This is a genomic window from Nocardioides allogilvus (assembly GCF_003047285.1).
GTDB lineage: Bacteria > Actinomycetota > Actinomycetes > Propionibacteriales > Nocardioidaceae > Nocardioides > Nocardioides allogilvus.
The window spans coordinates 546,383-565,820 of sequence record NZ_PZYX01000002.1 but is presented as its reverse complement, the minus strand read 5'-3'; the positions used below and the strand labels follow the sequence as shown (position 1 = coordinate 565,820).

At 70.5% G+C, this 19,438-nt stretch carries 21 protein-coding genes, 3 tRNA genes and 1 pseudogene; 16 read left to right on the top strand and 9 right to left on the bottom strand.

Going from position 1 to position 19,438, the window contains the following annotated elements:
* The first annotated feature begins 59 nt into the window (after window positions 1-59).
* From C9J87_RS06115 to C9J87_RS20535, 8 genes and pseudogenes are all read left to right on the top strand, one after another.
* Window positions 60-758: an energy-coupling factor ABC transporter permease gene (locus tag C9J87_RS06115; protein WP_010832037.1), complete on the top strand. Its 699-nt coding sequence runs from the start codon at window positions 60-62 to the stop codon at window positions 756-758.
* Window positions 755-1,081: a PDGLE domain-containing protein gene (locus tag C9J87_RS19915; RefSeq protein WP_010832038.1), complete on the top strand. Its 327-nt coding sequence runs from the start codon at window positions 755-757 to the stop codon at window positions 1,079-1,081. The genes C9J87_RS06115 and C9J87_RS19915 overlap by 4 nt, the downstream gene beginning before the upstream one ends.
* Entirely contained in the window at window positions 1,081-1,746 is a 666-nt protein-coding gene (cbiQ, locus tag C9J87_RS06110) for a cobalt ECF transporter T component CbiQ (RefSeq protein WP_107704970.1), read from the top strand. Before C9J87_RS19915 ends, cbiQ begins: the two co-directional genes overlap by 1 nt.
* Window positions 1,743-2,498 carry an energy-coupling factor ABC transporter ATP-binding protein gene (locus C9J87_RS06105; protein ID WP_010832040.1) on the top strand — a complete coding sequence of 252 codons (756 nt, stop codon included), beginning with the start codon at window positions 1,743-1,745 and terminating at the stop codon, window positions 2,496-2,498. The genes cbiQ and C9J87_RS06105 overlap by 4 nt, the downstream gene beginning before the upstream one ends.
* Window positions 2,495-2,743 carry a DUF3618 domain-containing protein gene (locus C9J87_RS06100; protein ID WP_107704969.1) on the top strand — a complete coding sequence of 83 codons (249 nt, stop codon included), beginning with the start codon at window positions 2,495-2,497 and terminating at the stop codon, window positions 2,741-2,743. The genes C9J87_RS06105 and C9J87_RS06100 overlap by 4 nt, the downstream gene beginning before the upstream one ends.
* Before the next feature lie 52 nt (window positions 2,744-2,795).
* A complete protein-coding gene (locus C9J87_RS06095) occupies window positions 2,796-3,095 on the top strand; it encodes a GroES family chaperonin (RefSeq protein ID WP_051204383.1) in 300 nt (99 codons plus the stop codon).
* 171 nt (window positions 3,096-3,266) lie between these two features.
* A complete protein-coding gene (locus C9J87_RS06090) occupies window positions 3,267-3,773 on the top strand; it encodes a pyridoxamine 5'-phosphate oxidase family protein (protein ID WP_232819845.1) in 507 nt (168 codons plus the stop codon).
* A 21-nt stretch (window positions 3,774-3,794) separates the two neighbouring features.
* Window positions 3,795-3,890 (top strand): annotated as a pseudogene (locus tag C9J87_RS20535) (toxin-antitoxin system HicB family antitoxin); the annotation flags it as partial.
* A gap of 22 nt (window positions 3,891-3,912) precedes the next feature.
* Here the strand turns inward: C9J87_RS20535 and C9J87_RS06080 are convergent.
* The 3 genes from C9J87_RS06080 to C9J87_RS06070 all read right to left on the bottom strand — a co-directional run bounded on the left by C9J87_RS06080 (window position 3,913) and on the right by C9J87_RS06070 (window position 6,303).
* A tRNA-Lys gene (locus tag C9J87_RS06080) sits at window positions 3,913-3,985 on the bottom strand.
* An 80-nt stretch (window positions 3,986-4,065) separates the two neighbouring features.
* Entirely contained in the window at window positions 4,066-5,646 is a 1,581-nt protein-coding gene (locus C9J87_RS06075; RefSeq protein ID WP_107704968.1) for a phytoene desaturase family protein, read from the bottom strand.
* A 36-nt stretch (window positions 5,647-5,682) separates the two neighbouring features.
* Entirely contained in the window at window positions 5,683-6,303 is a 621-nt protein-coding gene (locus tag C9J87_RS06070; protein WP_107704967.1) for a DUF305 domain-containing protein, read from the bottom strand.
* Between the two features lie 74 nt (window positions 6,304-6,377).
* Here C9J87_RS06070 and C9J87_RS06065 point away from each other — a divergent pair, with 74 nt between their 5' ends.
* The gene (locus tag C9J87_RS06065) at window positions 6,378-7,028 is read left to right on the top strand and encodes a DUF4396 domain-containing protein (protein ID WP_232819844.1); all 651 of its coding nucleotides are present in this window, start codon (window positions 6,378-6,380) and stop codon (window positions 7,026-7,028) included.
* A 60-nt stretch (window positions 7,029-7,088) separates the two neighbouring features.
* Here the strand turns inward: C9J87_RS06065 and C9J87_RS06060 are convergent.
* Both C9J87_RS06060 and orn read right to left on the bottom strand, forming a co-directional pair.
* Window positions 7,089-7,164, bottom strand: a tRNA-His gene (locus C9J87_RS06060).
* Between the two features lie 46 nt (window positions 7,165-7,210).
* A complete protein-coding gene (gene orn, locus C9J87_RS06055) occupies window positions 7,211-7,843 on the bottom strand; it encodes an oligoribonuclease (RefSeq protein ID WP_107705024.1) in 633 nt (210 codons plus the stop codon).
* 61 nt (window positions 7,844-7,904) lie between these two features.
* On the opposite strand from orn, the gene C9J87_RS06050 reads away from it, so the two are divergent.
* Genes C9J87_RS06050 through C9J87_RS06040 form a run of 3 tightly spaced genes read left to right on the top strand, consistent with a single transcriptional unit; the run spans window position 7,905 to window position 10,160 of the window.
* On the top strand, window positions 7,905-8,426 hold the full coding sequence (locus tag C9J87_RS06050; RefSeq protein WP_107704966.1) for a MauE/DoxX family redox-associated membrane protein: 522 nt from the start codon (window positions 7,905-7,907) through the stop codon (window positions 8,424-8,426).
* Entirely contained in the window at window positions 8,401-9,123 is a 723-nt protein-coding gene (locus C9J87_RS06045) for a DsbA family protein (protein ID WP_157953125.1), read from the top strand. Before C9J87_RS06050 ends, C9J87_RS06045 begins: the two co-directional genes overlap by 26 nt.
* Window positions 9,120-10,160, top strand: a complete 1,041-nt coding sequence (locus C9J87_RS06040) for an adenosine deaminase (protein WP_232819843.1) — start codon at window positions 9,120-9,122, stop codon at window positions 10,158-10,160. The genes C9J87_RS06045 and C9J87_RS06040 overlap by 4 nt, the downstream gene beginning before the upstream one ends.
* A gap of 300 nt (window positions 10,161-10,460) precedes the next feature.
* Here the strand turns inward: C9J87_RS06040 and C9J87_RS06035 are convergent, their stop codons facing one another.
* Window positions 10,461-11,285 carry a thioesterase family protein gene (locus tag C9J87_RS06035; protein ID WP_010832051.1) on the bottom strand — a complete coding sequence of 275 codons (825 nt, stop codon included), beginning with the start codon at window positions 11,283-11,285 and terminating at the stop codon, window positions 10,461-10,463.
* Between the two features lie 61 nt (window positions 11,286-11,346).
* Here C9J87_RS06035 and C9J87_RS06030 point away from each other — a divergent pair, with 61 nt between their 5' ends.
* From C9J87_RS06030 to C9J87_RS06020, 3 genes are read left to right on the top strand one after another with little or no spacing between them, the layout of a single operon-like run.
* The gene (locus tag C9J87_RS06030; RefSeq protein WP_010832052.1) at window positions 11,347-13,230 is read left to right on the top strand and encodes a lysophospholipid acyltransferase; all 1,884 of its coding nucleotides are present in this window, start codon (window positions 11,347-11,349) and stop codon (window positions 13,228-13,230) included.
* Complete coding sequence (locus C9J87_RS06025; RefSeq protein ID WP_107704964.1) at window positions 13,227-14,651, top strand: HAD-IB family hydrolase; 1,425 nt, start codon at window positions 13,227-13,229, stop codon at window positions 14,649-14,651. Before C9J87_RS06030 ends, C9J87_RS06025 begins: the two co-directional genes overlap by 4 nt.
* Entirely contained in the window at window positions 14,648-16,060 is a 1,413-nt protein-coding gene (locus C9J87_RS06020; RefSeq protein WP_157953124.1) for a wax ester/triacylglycerol synthase domain-containing protein, read from the top strand. Before C9J87_RS06025 ends, C9J87_RS06020 begins: the two co-directional genes overlap by 4 nt.
* A gap of 3 nt (window positions 16,061-16,063) precedes the next feature.
* Here the strand turns inward: C9J87_RS06020 and C9J87_RS06015 are convergent, their stop codons facing one another.
* On the bottom strand, window positions 16,064-16,558 hold the full coding sequence (locus C9J87_RS06015; RefSeq protein WP_232819842.1) for a group I intron-associated PD-(D/E)XK endonuclease: 495 nt from the start codon (window positions 16,556-16,558) through the stop codon (window positions 16,064-16,066).
* Window positions 16,559-16,838: 280 nt separating this feature from the next.
* On the opposite strand from C9J87_RS06015, the gene C9J87_RS06010 reads away from it, so the two are divergent.
* Window positions 16,839-16,912, top strand: a tRNA-Arg gene (locus C9J87_RS06010).
* Window positions 16,913-16,931: 19 nt separating this feature from the next.
* On the opposite strand, the gene rlmC is transcribed toward C9J87_RS06010, so the two are convergent.
* Window positions 16,932-18,032 carry a 23S rRNA (uracil(747)-C(5))-methyltransferase RlmC gene (rlmC, locus tag C9J87_RS06005; protein WP_107704961.1) on the bottom strand — a complete coding sequence of 367 codons (1,101 nt, stop codon included), beginning with the start codon at window positions 18,030-18,032 and terminating at the stop codon, window positions 16,932-16,934.
* Entirely contained in the window at window positions 18,032-19,402 is a 1,371-nt protein-coding gene (locus C9J87_RS06000; protein ID WP_232819841.1) for an aminopeptidase P family protein, read from the bottom strand. The genes rlmC and C9J87_RS06000 overlap by 1 nt, the downstream gene beginning before the upstream one ends.
* Window positions 19,403-19,438: the final 36 nt, after the last annotated feature.

The window sequence follows — 19,438 nt, the reverse complement described above, 5'->3', positions numbered from 1 at the left end:
GGGCGGCGTTCGGGGGAGCCCGCCCACCGGCAATCTACCGACCGCTCCAGGAGGCACGCGTGCACGTCCCCGAAGGCTTTCTCGACGTACCGACCTCGTTGGCGACGGGTGCGATCGCGGCTGCTGGCGTGGGACTCGCCCTGCGGGGTGCGCGCCGCGAGCTCGACGACCGAACGGCCCCGATGGCAGGCCTCGTCGCCACCTTCGTGTTCGCCGCTCAGATGATCAACTTCCCGGTCGGCGCCGGCACCAGCGGCCACCTCCTCGGCGGAGCGCTGGCGGCGGTCCTCGTCGGTCCGTGGTCGGCCGTGCTCTGCATCTCGGTGGTGCTGCTCGTCCAGGCCCTGTTCATGGCCGACGGCGGCATCACCGCGCTGGGCACCAATGTCACGTTGATGGCGCTCGTCGGCGCCGGCATCGGGTGGCTGGTCTTCGCGGGGCTGCGCCGGGTTCTGCCGCGCAGTACGCCCTCGATCGTGGCCGCGGCGGCCGTCGCCGGCTTCGTCAGCGTGCTCGCGGCCGCCACGACCTTCACTGCCCTCTTCTCGCTCGGTGGCACCCTCCCGGTCGACCCGGCCAAGGTGCTGGTCGCGATGGTGGGCTGGCACACCCTGATCGCGCTGGGGGAGGCGGCCATCACCGGCCTGGTCGTCGCCAGCGTGATCGGCGTGCGCCCCGACCTCGTGTACGGCGCCGCGCCGGTGCTACAGGCCCGCGAGCTCGAGATCCGCCTGCCCGACTCGCAGGTCGTGCGATGAACCGGCGCACCTTCTTCGCGATCGGCGTCCTGCTGACGCTGCTGCTCGCCGGGGTGGCGAGCTACTACGCCAGCAGCCACCCCGACGGCCTGGAGTACGTCGCCGGCCAGACCGGCTTCGGTGACTCGGCCGAGGACTCGGCGACGGACGACAGCCCGCTGGCCGACTACCAGACCGAGGGGGTCGAGGACGAGCGCCTCAGCGGCGCCCTGGCCGGGCTGGCCGGGGTGGGGCTGGTCGCGCTGCTCGGCGGTGCGCTCTTCTGGACCCTCGGCCGCCGCTCCCGCGCCGAGGAGCCGGGCACCGACCAGGACGACGGCTGATGGGCGCCGGCCACGGCCACCGCCTGCACTTCCACGCGCACAGTCCTATCCACCGCGCGCCGGCCCACCTGAAGATCGTCGCCCTCGTCGTCTTCATGCTCGTGGTCGTCGCCACGCCGCGCCAGGCCTATGCCGTGTTCGCCGTCGAGGCCGCCGCCCTGGTCGGCGTCGTCCTGCTGTCGCGGGTGCCTGCGCCGTACCTCGCCAAGCGCATGGTGATCGAGGTGCCGTTCGCGGTCTTCGCGGTGCTGGTGCCGTTCGTCGCCTACGGCCCACGCATCGACGTCCTCGGCGTCAGCGTCTCCGAACCGGGGCTGCTCGCGGCCGGGGCGCTGCTGATCAAGGGCACCCTGGGCGTGCTGGCCTCGCTCACCCTCGCTGCGACCACCGAGCCGCAGGACGTGCTCCGCGGTCTCGAACGCCTGCGGATGCCCGACCTGATCGTGCAGATCATGGGATTCATGATCCGCTACCTCGACGTCGTCACCGCCGAGCTGGCGCGGATGATGGTCGCCATGCGCTCGCGCGGCTGCGAGCCTCGCTCGCCCCAGCACTGGCCGACCCTGGCGCGGGCGATGGGGTCGCTGTTCATCCGCTCCTACGAGCGCGGTGAGCGGGTCCACCTCGCGATGCTGTCGCGCGGCTACGACGGACGTCTGCCATGAGCACCCCGGTCCTCGACGTCCGCGGCCTGGCATTCGCCTACCCCGACGGACACCAGGCGCTGTACGGCGTCGACCTGCACGTCCACCAGGGGGAGCGGGTCGCCCTCCTCGGACCCAACGGCGCGGGCAAGACGACGCTGGTGCTCCACCTCAACGGCATCCTCACCGCCGGCGCCGGCGAGGTGGCCGTGAGCGGGCTGCCGGTCGCGAAGCGGAACCTGCAGGAGATCCGGCGACGGGTCGGCATCGTCTTCCAGGACCCCGACGACCAGCTCTTCCTCGGGACGGTCCGCCAGGACGTCGCCTTCGGCCCCGCCAACCTCGGTCTCAAGGGCGCGGCGCTCGACAAGCGGGTGATGACGGCGCTCGACCTGGTCGGCATGGCCGACTTCGCGGACCGCCCGCCCCACCACCTCTCCTTCGGGCAACGGCGGCGCGTGGCGATGGCGACGGTGCTGGCGATGGAGCCCGAGATCCTCGTGCTCGACGAGCCCAGCTCCAACCTCGACCCCGCCAGTCGTCGCGAGCTCGCCGACATCCTGCGCAGCCTCGACGTGACGCTGCTGATGGTGACCCACGACCTGCCGTACGCCCTGGAGCTCTGCCCGCGCTCACTGGTCCTGAGCGACGGGATCGTGGTGGCGGACGGTCGGACCTTCGACGTGCTCACCGATGCGCCGCTCATGGCCGCCCACCGGCTGGAACTGCCCTGGGGGTTCGATCCGCGCTCGGTTGGTAGCCTTCCGGCGTGACCAACGAACTGAGCGCGCTCGAGCGCGAGATCGAGGAGACGCGGCAGCGCCTCGCCAGCACGATCGACCAGCTCACCCACCGCGCCAGCCCGAAGACCATCGTCGGTCGCCAGGTGACGTCGGTGAAGTCCAGCTTCGTGGACCTCGAGACGGGCGCCCCGCGCACCGACAACATCATCAAGGTCGCCGGCGGAGTCGTCGGCGCGATCGTGGTGCTCGCCCTGCTGCGCAAGATCGTCCGCTGACCGCGGGCCTGATCCACCCGTGAGCACCACCTCGGGCGCAGCAGCCATCAAGATGCTGCACGACCGTCTCCTGGTCGAGCTCGACCCCGAGTCGGGAGAGCGTCGCTCGTCTGGCGGCATCGTCATTCCCGCGACCGCTGAGATGGGCGCCCGCCGACTCGCGTGGTCGCGAGTCATCGCCGTCGGCCCGCACGTCCGGGCCGTCGAGGTCGGCGACCGGGTGCTGTTCGACCCCGACGAGAAGTCCGAGGTCGAGGTGCAGGGAGACGTCTACATCGTGATGCGCGAGCGCGACGCGCACGCGGTCGCCGCCGAGCGGTTGGACGCGGGTTCCACGGGCCTCTACCTGTAGGAGCGAAAAGCGGGAAGTCCCGGTGAGGGGCTAGCCACGGGACCCCGGCCGGGGTGAGGATGGCTGGGTCGCGACATTACCCCCGTGAATGTCGAGACGTCGTTGGACGGCCTGTGCGGATCCCCCCGCTCGTGCAGGCCGTCCGCCCCGCTCACCGCCTAGGGTGAGCGCGTGAAGCAGCGCGACGTGATCGTCATGGACGACTCCGAGATCGACACCTTCCTGGGCCAGCAGCGCAGCTCGACGGTGGCCACGCTGGGTCCGCAGGGCCAGCTCCACCTCGTCGGCATGTGGTTCGCGTGGGTCGACGGACACGTCTGGCTGGAGACGAAGCCGAAGTCGCAGAAGGTGCGCAACCTGCGCCGCGACGACCGGATGACGTTCCTGGTCGAGGCCGGTCACACCTACGACCAGCTGCGCGGCGTCTCGATGGAGGGCCGCGGGGTGGTCCTCGATGACGACGCCGAGCTGCTGGAGCGTGTGTGCCTGCAGATCTTCGAGCGCTACAACGCGCCGTACACACCTGAGCTGCGGCCCTTCCTCGACCTGATGATGCACAACCGTGTGGTGGTGCGCCTCGACGTCGAGCGAACCCGGACCTGGGACCACCGCAAGCTCGGCCTGCCGGCCATGGAGCTCGGCGGCACGACCGCGGCCTCCGTCCGGGAGCTCGACTGAACCGCTCGTCCGAAGGCCTCCGGGACTTTCAACGTGCGCATCGGTGAAGGACTCCACCGGGACCTCGTCGTGCACGCGGCCGAGGCGGCTCGAACGCAAGAAGGTCAGGACCGGTGACCGGTCCTGACCTTCTCATTTGTACGCCAGCAGGGACTTGAACCCCGAACCCGCTGATTAAGAGTCAGCTGCTCTGCCAATTGAGCTACTGGCGCATATTGCGCAGCGCGGTGGAGCGCTGCGCAACGAGGTTGAACTCTACACGCATGCGACCCACGGGTGAAATCGAGATGTGTCAGCCGAGATCTGCGAGCACGGCCTGGGCCGCGTTGTGGCCGCCGAGGCCGGAGACGGCGCCGCCGCGCCGCGCCCCGGAGCCGCAGAGCAGCACCACGTCGTGGTCGGTCGCGACGCCCCACTGCTGGGCCGCGGTGTTGCGGCGGGCGCGGTTGGGCGCCCACGGCCAGTCCAGGTCGCCGTGGAAGATGTGGCCGCCCGGCATGGCCAGGTCGCGCTCGATGTCCTGGGGGACCTTCGCCTCGATGCAGGGGTTGCCGTCGGTGTCGGTGGCGATGCAGTCGCGGATCGATCCGACCAGGTGCTCGTCGAGCGAGGCGATCGCGCGCTCGACCGCGAGGTCCTTGGCCGCCGCACCACCCGGCCCCTCGAACAGGCTCGCCGGGGTGTGCAGCCCGAAGTAGGTCAGCGTGTGCGCGCCCTGCGCGGCCAGGTCCCCGAGGATCGAGGGGTCGCTGAGGGAGTGGCAGTAGACCTCGCCCGGCATCGTGGTCGGGACCTGCCCGGCCGACGCCTCGGCGTACGCCGTCTCGAGCTGTGTGTAGTCCTCGCCGAGGTGCAGGGTGCCGGCGAAGGCGACGGCCGGGTCAGCGCCCGACCTGAGCTCGGGCAGCCGGTCCAGGAGGAAGTTGATCTTGAGCTGCGAGCCCTCCGGCTTGCTGGCGTCGTCCTCGCCGTCGCCGAGCAGGATGCGCAGCACCCACGGCGCGACACCCGACAGGACGCGGCGACAGGTCAGCGACTGCTCGCGCGACCCGTCGTGCCAGACCACGGTGGCCGAGTTGGAGCCCGGTTCGATCCGGCTCACGCCTGCGCCGGTGAGGATCTCAGCGCCCGCCGAGGTGGCCGCACGGGCCAGCGCGTCGGTCACCGCGCCCATGCCGCCGATGGGCACGCGCCACTCGCCGGTGCCGTTGCCGATCAGGTGGTAGAGGAAGCAGCGGTTCTGGACCAGCGTCGGGTCGTGCAGCGACGCGAAGGTGCCGATCAGGGCGTCGGTGGCGACCACGCCGCGGACCGTGTCGTCGAGGAAACGCTCCTCGATCGTCCGTCCGAGCGGCTGGGTGACGACGTCGCGCCAGAGGCCGGGATCGACGGCCTCGCGCAGCTCGCGCTCCAGGGGGAGCGGTGACATCAGGGTCGGCGCGACGGCGTGCGCGAGGTCGGTCACGTCGGCGTAGAACTCCCGCCAGGCGTCGTACTCCCGGTCCGATCCCGTCAGGGCGGCGAACGACTTCCTTGTCAGCTCACCCTCCGGCCGTTCGATGAGGAGGCCGCCGGCCTGTCCGTCCCGGGTGTACGGCGTGTAGGAGGCCGTGCTCCGTGACGCCAGCCGGACGTCGAGGTCGAGGTCGGCCATCAGCTGCTCGGGCAGGAGGCTGACGAGGTAGGAGTAGCGCGACAGCCGGGCCGGCAGGCCGGCGAACGGGCTGACCGAGACGGCCGCGCCGCCGGTGTGGCCGAGGCGTTCGAGGACGACCACCGAGAGGCCCGCGCGGGCGAGGTAGGCGGCCGCGACGAGACCGTTGTGGCCGCCGCCGACGATGGCGACGTCGTAGCTGTGCTGACCGTTGCTCACCTGAGCCAAGGTAGTCCCACCCTCGGGTGAGAGCGGTCAGGAGGGCAGCAGGGCCTCCATCGCCTCGATCTCGGCGCTCTGGGTGTCGATGACGTCCTCGGCCAGCTCGACGGCTGGTTCGTACTGCCCGTCCTCGGTCTCGGCCTGCGCCATCTCGACGGCTCCGCGGTGGTGCTCGATCATCATGTCGAGCCACATCGCCTGGAACTCGCCGTCGGGGGCCTCCTCGAGAGCGGTCATCTCGTCGGCCGACATCATGCCGGGCATGCTCGTGTCGAGGCCCTCCATCGACTCACCCATGTGCTCCATGTCGTGACCGGCGTTGGAGTGGTCGCGCATCGTCTCGGGGATCGGTTCGTCCCAGTCGGTGAGCCACTCGGAGAACGTCTGGATCTCGGGTGCCTGGGCGGCGCGTACCTGCTCGGCGATGTCCTGCACCTCCGGGTCGAGCGGGCGGTCCAGGGTCAGGTCGACCATCGAGAGCGCCTGCGCGTGGTGCTGGAGCATCTCGGAGGCGAAGGTGACGTCGGCGGCGTTGTGCTCGGTCGCGGAGCGCTCCGGCGCGGACGCGGAGTCCTCGCCACAGGCGACGGCCAGGGCGAGGATGAGAGCCACGGCGGTCGTGCGGAGCACTCCGCCGACATTGGGGTGGCGCATGAGGAATATACCCCCCTAGGGTATTGGTTCGAGTCGGTATGAACCACTCCATCATTCACAACGGAGGAAGCCAGATGACCAGCACGCCGCACCACGGACACGCCGGGCACGACCATGCAGCGATGAGCGGGGTGAACTCGATGGCGCTCAGCGCCACCCTGCACTGCCTCACCGGCTGCGCCATCGGTGAGATCGCCGGCCTCATGATCGGCACCGCGATCGGCCTGAGCGCCGGCTGGACCATCCTCCTCGCGGTGTCCCTCGCCTTCCTGTTCGGTTATGCGCTCTCGACGCTGCCGTTGGTCAAGGCGGGCCTGGGGTTCGGTGCCGCGCTCAGCCTCGTGCTCGCCGCGGACACGCTGTCGATCGCGACCATGGAGGTCGTGGACAACGCGGTGATGGCCCTCATCCCGGGGGCCATGGACGCAGGTCTGGTCAACCCCGTCTTCTGGGCCAGCATGATGCTCGCCCTGACCGTCGCCTTCTTCGCTGCCTGGCCGGTCAACCGCTACCTCCTCCAGCGCGGCAAGGGTCACGCGCTGACCCACGGCCACCACGCCGGGGGAGCGGTGAGCGGCGCGCGCCGCTTCATCCCTACGCTGACGACCGCGACCCTGGTCGCAGCCATCGTGGCGTTCATGCTCGGCGGGTTCGTGGTCTCGGTCGCCGACCGGCTCGGGGACGAGCAGGTGACGGAGACCTCGCATGCATCGAGTCGACGCTGACGCTGCGTGGAAAAGCAGAAACCGCAGGTCAGGAGACATGTCCCTGACCTGCGGTTTCATTGGGGTGAGTAACGGGACTTGAACCCGCGACATCCGCCACCACAAGGCGGCGCTCTACCAGCTGAGCTATACCCACCATGGCTCGCGCACAACGGCGCGAGACCGAGAGAAGTGTAGGGCAATCAGTGCGCGGATTCTGAATCGGGGCCGAGGCCGGTGATCGTGCCGGCGTGCTTGGCCGCGATCTCGCGGGCAGCGGTGCTGTCAAGGCCGGGCTGCGGGACGAAGACCGCCTCGCGGTAGTAGCGCAGCTCCTCGATGCTCTCCTGGATGTCGGCCAGCGCCCGGTGGTTGCCGCGCTTGGCCGGAGCCGCGAAGTAGGTGCGGGGATACCAGCGACGGGCGAGCTCCTTGATCGAGGAGACGTCGACGTTGCGGTAGTGCAGGAAGCCCTCGAGGGTGGGCATGTCACGGGCCAGGAACGAGCGGTCGGTGGCGACGGTGTTGCCACCCAGCGGCGGTCGGCTGCCGTCGGGGCAGTGCTCCTTGATGTAGGCCAGCACCTGCTGCTCGGCGTCCTCCATCGTCGTCCCGCCCTCGAGCTCCTCGAGCAGGCCGGAGGAGACGTGCATGTTGCGGACGAAGTCGATCATCTGGTCCAGCGCCGCCTGCGGTGGCCGGATGAGGACGTCGATGCCGTCGCCGAGGACGTTGAGATCGAAGTCGGTGACCAGCGCCGCAACCTCCACCAGGGCATCTGTCTCGAGGTTGAGGCCGGTCATTTCGCAGTCGATCCAGACGAGTCGCTCATTCACGGTGAGCACCCTACTCAGGGTTCTCAGCGGTGGTTCAGGCGCTGGTCCTAGGGTCAGGGACGTGAAGCAGTGGATCGGTCTCGTCGCGCGACTGATCACCGGTGGCGTCTGGATCGTCGCCGGCGCGCTCAAGCTCCCCGACCCGTCGGGCAGTGTCCGCGCCGTACGCGCCTATGAAATCCTGCCGGAGTCGATCGTGCCGACGGTGGGCTACGCCCTGCCGGTGGTCGAGGTCGCGCTCGGTGTCTGCCTGGTGCTCGGGCTGCTGACCCGCGTGATGGGAGTGCTGTCGGCGCTGTTGTTCGTCGCGTTCATCGTCGGGATCTCGGCGGCGTGGGCCCGCGGGCTGTCGATCGACTGCGGCTGCTTCGGCGGTGGTGGCGAGATCACGGACGCGACGGCGAAGTATCCGTGGGAGATCGCCCGCGACGTCGGTCTGCTGCTGCTGTCCGTGTGGCTGGTGATCTGGCCACGCAGCCGCTGGTCACTTGATGCTGTTGTCCTCCCGCCGCGTGCGGGTGAAGTCTCGCCCGGACCGGGCGAAGGAGAGGAACTCGATGTCGAAGCGCAACAAGGCCGCTGAGCGGGCCGCCCGGGCCGCGGCCCTGAAGGCGGAACGGGAGCGCAAGGCCCGCCGGGACCGGCAGCGCCGGCTGCTGACGATCGGCGCCGTCGTCGGCGGCCTGTTGATCGTCGTGGTGGCGGCCGTCTGGTTGCAGAGCCGCGCCGGTGACATCGACGAGACGGCGACTGCCCCCGAGGGAGCCACCCAGTCCTACGGTCTCCGGCTGGGGACGGCGGACGCGGAGCACGAGGTCGTCATCTACGAGGACTTCCTGTGCCCGGCGTGCAAGTCCTTCGAGGACGCCTACGACGCAGAGCTGGAGAGTGCCGTCGAGGAGGGCCGGGCGAGCGTCGAATATCGCCCGCTCGACTTCCTCGGCCGGTTCGGTGACTACTCCCAGCGCACCGCCAACGCGTTCGCGGTCGTGCTGGACGCCGCCGGCCCCGAGGTGGCCAAGGAGTTCCACGACCTGTTGTACGCCGAGCAGCCGGCCGAGGACGGAGACCACCCCGACGACGCGTGGCTGATCGAGAAGGCCGTCGAGGCAGGTGCCACCGAGGCCGACGTGGCCGCCGGCATCGAGGGCCTCGAGTTCGAGGCGTGGGTCAGCAACGGCGTCAAGGCTGCGACCTCCGCCGGGGTCCAGGGCACTCCCACGGTGATGGTGGACGGGGAGGCCATCGACGCCAGCACCCTCGCCGAGGCGATCGAGTGAGCGAGCAGACCCAACCCGCCCTGGCCCAGTTCATCGCCGGCCTGCCCAAGGCCGAGTTGCACGTCCACCACGTCGGGTCGGCGTCACCGCGGATCGTCGCCGAGCTCGCGGCGCGTCATCCGGGGACCGTTCCCTTCGACCTCGATGAGCTGAAGACGTTCTTCGAGTTCCGCGACTTCGCGCACTTCGTCGACGTCTACCTCGCGGTCGTCGACCTGGTCAGGACACCCGAGGACGTCCGCACGCTGACCTACGAGGTGGCGCGCGAGATGGCGACCGGTCAGCACCTGCGCTACGCCGAGCTCACGTGCACGCCCTACACCTCCGTGCGGCCCGACCGCGACGACATCGGCATGCCGATCGAGGCCTACACCGAGGCGATCGAGGACGCGCGGGTCTCGGCGGAGCGCGACTTCGGGCTGGTGCTGCGCTGGATCTACGACATCCCCGGCGAGTCCGGGATCTCCGCCGCGGACGCGACCTTGTCGTACGCGCTGGACCACGGTCCCGAGGCGCTGGTCGGCTTCGGCCTCGGCGGGCCGGAGATCGGCGTACCGCGACCGCAGTTCCAGCCGCACTTCACCGCCGCCCGGGCCGCCGGGCTGCACTCCGTGCCGCACGCGGGGGAGACGACCGGCCCCGAGACCGTGTGGGACGCGGTCCGCCTGCTCGGGGCCGAGCGGATCGGGCACGGGACGTCCTCGGCCCTGGACCCCGCGCTGCTCGCCCACCTCGCCGCGGAGGGCATCACGCTGGAGGTGTGCCCCTCGTCCAACATCGCGACCCGGGCGGTCGCGTCGCTGCCCGAGCACCCGCTCGCGACCTTCGTCGAGGCGGGCGTGCCGGTGACGATCAACTCCGACGACCCGCCGATGTTCGGCACGACACTGAACGCGGAGTATGCGATCGCGGCGGAGCTGCTCGCGTTGTCGGCCGAGGGCGTCGCCGACCTGTCGCGAGCAGCCGTCCGCGCGTCGTTCGCCCCGGCCGACGTGAAGACGCGGATCCTCGGGGAGATCGACGACTACCTGGGCTGATCGGGGCCGCTCGCTCGCCCCACCTGTCACCTCGCACGGCGTGTCCGGCGCGACACGCCGTACGCCGCGAAGATCTCGGCAGAGATTCGGCCCCGGGTCTTGCGCGGGCTCGCGGGGCGGGCGTAGAACTGAGGAGTCGGAAGGACTTCGGTCCGGAAGACACCGGAAGCCGGCAACTCATACTTGCCGGCTTCCACCCATTTCAGCCCGAAATGCGTTCGGCCCGGCGATCTCATACGACGCCGGGCCTGGTGCTTTTCTAACCGGCGCGCTGCACCCGATCCGGGAGGCGCGCCGGGATCAGACCCGGCTGGTGCGGGTCCCGTCCTCGTTGAAGTCGTGCTGCTGGAAGTCGACGGTGCGCAGCGCGTTGGACAGCGACGTCACCATCGACTGGCCGATGACGCCGTCACGGTCGTAGACGGTGGCGACGCCGACCGCGATCCCGTCGTGGCCGGACCAGCGCTCGCCGCGCAGCCCCAGCTCGGCGGTGCGGGGGAGCCGGGACAGCGACAGGGTGATGTCGGTGTTGATGTACTGCACGCCCTTGCTGCCCCAGTTGCACGCCATCGTGGTGGCGTCGGCGATGCTCGCGACGGCCTGGAACGGGGTCGGCTCCTCGCCGGCCACGACCGGAACGCCGTGCTGCCAGGTCTGCTTGCGTCCGGCGTTCTGGTGCTCCGAGAAGTCCTGCGACCACGGCTCGTCACTGGCGAACCACGGGATGGTCGGCGCAGTCAGCACGGGCACCCCGTCCGGCGCCGTCGGGTCGTCGGTGGGCCGCCAGACCTCTCCGTCGGGGTCCTCGCTGGGCTTGAGGAAGATCGCGCTGGCGCGGACCTTGGGCTCGCCGTCCTGGACGAGCACGGCATCGACCAGGCAGATCCGCCGGCCCTCGCGCACGACCGTGGTGTCGATGGTGAACGGGCTCATCGTCGCCGGTCGGAACATGTCGAGGGTGTAGCGCGCGGGGCGGAGGTCGTCGCGCGGGACGCTCATCTCGATGGCCCGAGCCATCGCGCCGCTCACGGCCACCCCGTGCATCTGGTCCGCGCTCCACAGGCTGCGCGCGGCGTCCGTCGGAGTCAGCAGCTCGGCCTCGGCGGTGAAGAAGGAGAAGGTCACGCCCGCATTGTTGCGTGGACGGGCCCTTGACCAGAGTGCCCGGGCCTTCGAGACTCCGGTAATGACGCACCAGGCACCACGCACCGGATCCGCGGTCACCCGGGCCAAGGGCCGCGGCAAGCAGCTGCTGGCTCCGCTCACCACCCGGGTCGGGCTGGCGTCACCCGATCCGGCGGACGGGCACGAGGTGGCGCAGATCCTGGCCGACGAGGCGTTCGGGGAGAAGCTCGCCTCGCTGGCCGAGGACCTCGGCCGGCCCAAGCGCCAGGTCGGCGCCGAGGCAGGGGCTCACCTGCGCGAGATGTCGGCCACCCACAGCGCCGGCACTGGCGCGGCCTTCCGTCGCTTCTCGCAGTGGCTCGCGCGCGCACACGACGTCTACATCGACGAGGACTCGATCGCCCGGTTGCGGGCCCTCGACCGGCAGCACTCGCTGCTCTTCCTCTTCTCCCACCGGTCCTACCTCGACGGTGCGCTCGTCCCCGAGGTCGTCGCCTCGGGGCGGATGTCGACGCCCTTCACCTTCGGCGGGGCCAACCTCAACTTCTTCCCGATGGGCTCGATCGCCAGCCGCTCCGGGGTCATCTTCATCAAGCGCAGCACCTCCGACATCCCGGTCTACCGGCAGGCGCTCCGCTCCTACATCGCCCAGCTCCTCAAGAACCGCTCCAACCTCGCGTGGTCGATCGAGGGCGGCCGGACCCGCACCGGCAAGCTCCGTCCGCCGGCCTTCGGCATCATGCGGTACGTCGCCGACGCGGTGTGCGAGGCCGACGGGGTCGACGCCCTGATCGTGCCCGTGTCGATCGTCTACGACCAGCTGCACGAGGTCTCGATGATGACCTCCGAGGCCAAGGGTGCGCAGAAGCGGCCCGAGGACCTCCGCTGGCTCTACAAGTTCGCCCGCGAGCAGCGGCACCGCCTCGGCCGGGCCTACGTCGACTTCGGCGAGCCGATCTCGCTGGCCGCGCGGATGGCCGAGCTGCATGCGGACGAGTCGGCGGCGCCGTACGCCATCGAGCGGATCGCCTTGGAGTCGTGTCACCGCATCAACCGGGCCACCCCGGTGACCGCGACCGCCATCGTCAGCATGGCGATCCTCGGCGAGGACCGAGCGCTCTCGCTGGCGCAGGTGCAGGCGACCGTCGCGCCGATCGCGGACTACCTCGCCGAGCGGGGCTGGCGGGTCGCGGGGGCGTTCAACCTCAAGGAGCGCGAGACGCTGCGGCGCACGCTGCAGGAGCTGGTCGCGTCGGGGGTGCTCGTGGCCTACGACGGCGGTACCGAGACGGTGTGGCACATCGCGCCGGACAAGCACCTGGTGGCGGCGTTCTACCGGAACACCGCGATCCACGTCTTCGTCGACCGCGCGATCGGCGAGCTCGCCCTGCTCGCGGCGGCGGAGAGCGACTCCGGCGACATCGTCGCCGTCGCCGAGGCGGAGGCGCTGCGGCTGCGCGAGCTGTTGAAGTTCGACTTCTTCTTCTCGGGACGGCACGAGTTCGGCGCCGACATCGTCGCGGAGCTGCGCGGCGTCGCGGACCCGACGCGCGATCGCAGGAAGGCCGACACGGCCGAGCTGCGGGCGAGGCTGGCGACCACGCGGCCCCACGTCGCACACCTCGTGCTGCGCCCGTTCCTCGACGCCTACCACGTCGTGGCCGACCGGCTGGCCGACCTCGACGTGCCCTTCAGCGAGCCGGAGTTCCTCGACGACTGCATTGCCGTCGGGCAGCAGTGGGCGCTCCAGGGCCGCATCACCAGCGACGAGTCGGTGACCCTCGAGCTGTTCCGGACCGCGCTGCGCCTCGCCGACCACCGCGGACTCCTCGACAGCGAGACCCCCGACCTCGACAAGCTGCGCCACGCGTTCGCCGACGAGATCGCCATGACGACGGCCCGCGTCGACACGATCGCGGAGTTCCACCGGGCGGGCCGGGCGTGAATCCCGACGACCTGATCGCGGAGATCGAGGCCGGGCCCCGGGGCCCGGGCATCGCGGCGTTCTTCGACCTCGACGGCACGCTGGTGCACGGGTTCACGGCGACGCACATCCTGCGTGACCAGGTCCGCAAGCGTCAGGTCGGTGCGGGCGACCTCGCCAGGCTGGTGCTGACCGCGGTCGATGGCACCCTCGGTGGCGACCCGACGCGCGCCGGGGACCTCGGGCTCAGCGCCCTGCGCGGCCACCTCGAGGACACGATGCAGGAGATGGGTGAGCGACTCTTCGTCCAGAAGATCGCCGGCACCATCCGGCCGCAGGCCCGCGCCATCGTCAAGGCCCACCAGCGGATGGGACACGTCGTGGTGCTCGCCTCCGCGGCCACCCGGTTCCAGACCGGGCCGGTTGCCCGCGAGCTCGGCATCGACGACATCCTCTGCACCGAGCTCGAGATCGAGGACGGGGTGCTGACCGGACGCGTGGTCGGCAAGTTCCTCTGGGGCGAGCCGAAGGCCCAGGCCGTACGCCGCTTCGCGCGCGAGCACGACATCGACCTGCACCAGAGCTACGGCTACGCCAACGGGGACGAGGACGTGGCGTTCCTGGCCAGCACCGGGCGCCCCCACCCGATCGCGCCCGGGCGGGCGCTGCGGGAGACCGCGAAGCTGCAGGGCTGGCCGGTCCTCGACATGCACGAGCCGCTGCGTGCGGGTGTGCGATCGGCGCTCGGCACTCTCGGTGCGGTCGGCGGGCTCAACGCCGGCCTCGTCACCGGCGCGGTCCTCGGCGCCGTACGCCGCGACAAGCGGGCCGGCACCAACGTCGGCATCCCGCTCGCGTGCGACCTCGCGCTGGCCCTGTCCGGCGTCAAGCTCAACGTCATCGGCGAGGAGAACCTCTGGAAGGCCCGGCCGGCGATCTTCATCGGCAACCACCGCAGCAGCCTCGACCCGGTGATCATGGGCTCGCTGCTGCGGCGCGACGTCACGGGAGTGTCCAAGGCGGAGGCGAAGCTCGACCCGCGGATGCTCGCCGCCTCGCTCTTCCTCGACCCGGTCTTCATCGACCGGTCCAACTCGGGGCAGTCGCGAGAAGCCCTCGACCGGCTCACCCGGCGCATCCGGTCGGGGACCTCGATCATGATCTTCCCGGAGGGCACGCGGATGCCCACTCCGGAGCCGGGGGCGTTCAAGAAGGGCGCCTTCCACATGGCGATGCAGGCAGGGGTGCCGGTGGTCCCGGTCGTGTTCCGCAACGCCGGTGAGCTGCTCGCGCCCCGAGCCAGCGTGGTCCGTCCCGGCACCGTCGACGTCTGCGCGCTCGAGCCCATCGACACGAGCGACTGGACGCCCGACAACCTCAACACCATCGTCACCGAGGTGCGCCAGCTCTTCGTCGACACCTTGGAGAAGTGGCCGTCGTGACCGAGCAGATGTGGGACCTCGCAGCCTCCTGGGGCACCGAGGAGCGGATGAACGAGATCGAGGCGCTGATGTGGCGCTCGGAGAACCACCCGCGGCTGTCGTCGACGATCTGCTCGTTGATGCTCTTCGACACCTCGCCCGACTGGGACCGGTTCCTGGCCGCCCACGAGTGGGCGACCGAGCTCGTCCCGCGCTGTCGCCAACGCGTCCTGGACCCGCTGCTCCCGGTGGGACCGCCGGCCTGGGTGCCCGACGAGGCCTTCCAGCTCGACTACCACGTCCGTCGCACGCGCCTGCCCGGCGAGGGGACGATGGCGCACCTGCTGGAGTTCGCCCAGACCCAGGCGCTGGCGCCGTTCGACCGCACCCGCCCGCTGTGGGAAGGCACGCTGGTCGAGGGGCTGGAGGGTGGGCGCGCGGCCTATCTCCTCAAGCTGCACCACTCGCTCACCGACGGGCTCGGCGGCATCCAGCTGATGTCGCTGGTCCAGAGCCGGACCCGGGAGCACACCGCGGACAAGCCGCGGGCGGAGCCGCGCGCGTCGGCCCATCCCGCCAACCAGCTGGACCTCACCACGACCGTGATCGCGGAGAACGTGCGCCGGCTGCCCGGTCTGGCCGGGCGCGCCGTCGCCGGTGGTGCCCGGGTGCTGACCGGACGGTCCAACGCGCTCGGCGAGGCCGTGCGCTACGGCAGCTCGCTGCGCCGTACGCTCTCGCCGCCCCCGGCGACGCCGTCCCCGCTGCTGGCGGACCGACGCGGGACCGCCTGGCGCTTCCAGGTCATGGAGTGCGAGCTGGCGGATCTGAAGGCCGCCGCGAAGCTGGCGCGGGGATCGCTGAACGACGCCTACGTCGCGGCGCTGCTCGGTGGGCTGCGGCGCTACCACCAGCGCAACGGCGTCGACATCGAGGACCTGTCGATGGTGATGCCGGTGAGCATGCGCAAGTCCGACGACCCCATGGGCGGCAACAAGTTCGCCGGTGCCTACTTCGCCGCACCGATCGGGATCGAGGACCCGGTCGAGCGGATCGCAGTGCTGCGCGGGATCGTGCTGACCCTGCGCGTCGAGCCCGCGCTCGACACCCTCTCGCTGGTCGCGCCGCTGCTCAACCGGGTGCCGTCGAAGGTCGGCCAGATCGCCTTCAACCTGGTCGGCAGCGCCGCCGAGCTCTCGGCGTCGAACATGCCCGGCGTGCCCCACCCCGTCTACATGGCCGGCGCCCGCGTCGAGCGGGTCTTCCCGTTCGGCCCGCTGCCGGGGGTGGCGGTGATGGCGGGGCTGATCTCGCACGACGGCACGTGCTGCATCGGCCTGAACATCGACGGTGACGCGATCACGGACCTGGACCAGTTCATGGAGTGCATGAACGAGGGGCTGCTCGAGGTCACCTCGGTCGTGGGGTGAGCGCTAGCTGCTCACGGGTGCGGCGTCATGGGCCAACGCGGTCTCGTTCGTGGGGAAGGCCCGGAACGCAGCGATGGGGAGCACGCCACGCTGCTGCCCGTTCTTGCTCGGGACCAGGCGCAAGGTCACGGACCGTCGGAAGTCCGTCGGGCGCAGGTAGTAGCAGCTATCGGTCTGGGGACAGTAGATGCACAGCACGTCCACCTCGGCCTTGTCCGACGGCTTCATGTGCGTGCCGTTGCGATCAGCCCACACCGAGCGGAACTGGACCGAGATCGTGCCGGAGCGCGCGGAACGGTACTTGACCTGGACCCGGTGGAACGTCCCGTCGCGATACGCAACCAGATCGAACGCCGCGTGCTCGGTGGCGGGAAATAGGACAGTGAAACCGAGTCCGACGAGATCGGCGTGTGCCTTCGCAGTCCCGAGATCACCCTTGTCCTTGGTGTGGTGCATTGCCATCGTCTGCTGTCCTTCGTCAGGCTTCTGATCCGGCAATGACGAGGTCTCGGCCTCGGCGATCGAGGTGTTGTCTCGCAGACGGGAGGCTGTGTGCAAGGTGTCGGGATCGTCGATCGAGTCTCTTCATGGTCGCTCCTTTTCCGCGACCGTACGGGCAACCACCGACAGTTCTCGGGTCGCCACCCGTCGACTCTCTCCGCCGGGAAAGACACCAGGGTGTTTCCGGCTCGGCGTGATCGCTACGGCATACTCGGCCATGGACCAGAAGAGCACCGGGGGACCACGACGGGTCGTCCCTGTGTCCTCCTGATCCTCCGCCCCCGTAGCTCAGCTGGATAGAGCGAGTCACTTCTAATGACTGGGCCGCAGGTTCGAGTCCTGCCGGGGGCGCAGAGTGCCGGCTGCTCCGTCAGCGGGCGAGCAGCACGATCACTTCGTAGTGCGTCGTGTGCGGGAACATGTCGAGCACCCGCGCCTCGACGGGTCGCAGGGACGGCATCCGGGCCAGGTCCTCGGCCAGGGTGACGGCGTTGCACGACGAGTAGATGACGTGTCGGGCGTCCGACGCCTCGAGCCAGCCGGACAGGTCGGGCCCGATGCCGCGTCGGGGCGGGTTCACGACCACCAGCTCCGGAGCCACCGGCTGCGCGAGCGCCCACGCGGTGGCGTCGCCGGCCACGAAGGACACGCCCGGGGGAGCCGTCGCCGACGCCGCCGCGACCGCCTCGGCGGACAGCTCGACGCCGATGACCGACCGGCCGGGCGCCGTACAGGACAGGGCGAAGCCGCCGACGCCGCAGTAGAGGTCCCAGACCGACGCGGGACCGATCGCGGAGGTCCACGCGCGGGCCTGGGCGTAGAGCGCGGCCGCGACGTGGGTGTTGGTCTGGAAGAACCCTTGCGGCCGCAGCGCGAGGTCGAGCCCCTCCAGCCGCATCGGCAGCGCGGTCTCGGTCGTCAGCACGATCTCGCGCTCGCCCTCGAGCACGGCGGCGTGCGACGGCTGCACGTTGAGCGAGACGACCCGCAGCGCGGGCAGGGTCGCCAGCAGCCACGGCAGGTGCTTGCGGATGCGCGACTCGTCGGCGGTCGATCGCACGACGAACCGCAGCATCAGCTCGCCGTCGGGCGACTCCGTGAGCAGGACGTGCTTGAGCTCGCCGCTGCGCTCGGTGACGTCGTACGGCGCCAAGTCGGCCTTCGTGATGAACGCGGCCACCACGTCCAGCGCGGCGGTGAGGCCGGGGGAGTGCAGCCCGCAGTCGCGCAGGTCGACGCCGTGGTGGGCGCGATCGAGGATGCCGAGCGTCGGGGCGGCGGCCGTGCCGCCGACCGCCATCTTGGCCTTGTTGCGGAAGCCCGCGTCGGGCCCGGCGATCGTCGGCAGCCAGGTCGGCGCAGGCACGAGCGATCGGGCGTGCGCCTCCTTGTCAGTGAGCTGCTGCGGTCGCGCGATCTCCAGCAGCGAGCACGAGCGACATCGGAAGGCGTCGAAGTGGTGGCACTCCACTAGCGGAGTGAGCCCATCCACTCCTCGACCTCCGAGGAGGTGCGGGGGAGGGCGGCGGAGAGGTTGCGCCAGCCGTCGGCGGTCACGAGGATGTCGTCCTCGATCCGGATGCCGATGCCGCGCAGCTCCTCGGGGACGAGCAGGTCGTCGGCCTGGAAGTAGAGGCCCGGCTCGACGGTGAGGACCATGCCCTCGGCGAGGTCGCCCTTGGGGTAGATGTCGGCTGACGCGCGACCGCAGTCGTGCACGTCCATGCCGAGCATGTGCGACGTGCCGTGCAGGGTCCACCGCGCATAGAGCTTCGACTCGGGGTCGAGCGCCTCCTCCGCCGAGACCGGGAGCAGCCCGAGGTCGGAGAGGCCGTGGGCCAGGACCTCCATCGCGGCGTGGTGGGCGGCCAGGAACGGCACGCCCGGGCGGACGGCCCCGATGCCGGCCTGCTGGGCGTTGAAGACCAGGTCATAGAGGTCGCGCTGGAGCGGGGTGAAGCGACCGTCGACGGGGATCGTGCGGGTGACGTCGGCGGTGTAGAGGTTGGTGCCCTCGACGCCCATGTCGAGCAGCACCAGCTCACCGGGCGTGATCGGGCCGGTGTTCTCGATCCAGTGCAGCGTGGTCGCGTGTGACCCTCCGCCCACGATCGAGTCGTAGCCGATGTCGTTGCCCATCGCGCGGGCCCGGCGGAAGAACGTGCCCTCGACCCAACGCTCGCCGAACTCCAGCACGCGGTCCCACTCACGGACCGAGTCCTCGAAGCCGAGGGTGGTGATGTCGCACGCCTCCTGCAGCTCGCCGACCTCCCACTCGTCCTTGACCAGCCGGAGCTCGGAGGCGACGCGCGCGAGCTCCTCGTCCGTGGTGATGTCGCGGGTCTTGCGGTCGTCGTCGAACGACGGGAGGTCCTTGACGTGGCGCACCTCGATGCCGAGGGAGTCGCTGATCTCCTGGGACGAGGGACGACGTCCGGCCCACAGCTCGCCGTACTGCCGGTCGCGGAAGAACTCGTCGGTGTCGCGCGTCGCGCGCGGACGTGCGTAGAGAACTGCGTCACCGTCCTCGAGCACCAGCACCGCGTCCGAGGTCTGGTTGCCGGTGAAGTAGGTGTGCGCCGTGTCCGGGCGGAAGCGGTAGTCGGTGTCGTTGGCGCGGACCTTGTAGGTGCCGGCGGGCAGCACCAGGCGCTCGCCCGGGAACGCCTCGGCGAGCCTGGCGCGGCGCGCCTCGGCGTACTCCGCGACGGGGTGCTTGGGAAGGTCGAGCTCGCGCTCTCCCCAGCCGGTGCGCATGAACGCGGCATAGGCCTCGGGGACGGCGGGATCGTGGGACTCGGTCTTCGGCTCGGTGGTCTCAGGAGTCGTGTCGTCGCTCACGCCGGTCACTGTACGCCGGGCGGAAACGAGTCGCAG

What these genes read in the sequence shown, in the direction of transcription:
- C9J87_RS19915 (WP_010832038.1), top strand. Translation starts at nt 755, where the DNA reads ATGAACCGGCGCACCTTCTTCGCGATCGGCGTCCTGCTGACGCTGCTG.
- cbiQ (WP_107704970.1), top strand. Translation starts at nt 1,081, where the DNA reads ATGGGCGCCGGCCACGGCCACCGCCTGCACTTCCACGCGCACAGTCCT.
- C9J87_RS06105 (WP_010832040.1), top strand. Translation starts at nt 1,743, where the DNA reads ATGAGCACCCCGGTCCTCGACGTCCGCGGCCTGGCATTCGCCTACCCC.
- C9J87_RS06095 (WP_051204383.1), top strand. Translation starts at nt 2,796, where the DNA reads ATGCTGCACGACCGTCTCCTGGTCGAGCTCGACCCCGAGTCGGGAGAG.
- C9J87_RS06070 (WP_107704967.1), bottom strand. Translation starts at nt 6,303, where the DNA reads ATGCGCCACCCCAATGTCGGCGGAGTGCTCCGCACGACCGCCGTGGCT.
- C9J87_RS06065 (WP_232819844.1), top strand. Translation starts at nt 6,378, where the DNA reads ATGACCAGCACGCCGCACCACGGACACGCCGGGCACGACCATGCAGCG.
- C9J87_RS06045 (WP_157953125.1), top strand. Translation starts at nt 8,401, where the DNA reads ATGTCGAAGCGCAACAAGGCCGCTGAGCGGGCCGCCCGGGCCGCGGCC.
- C9J87_RS06030 (WP_010832052.1), top strand. Translation starts at nt 11,347, where the DNA reads ATGACGCACCAGGCACCACGCACCGGATCCGCGGTCACCCGGGCCAAG.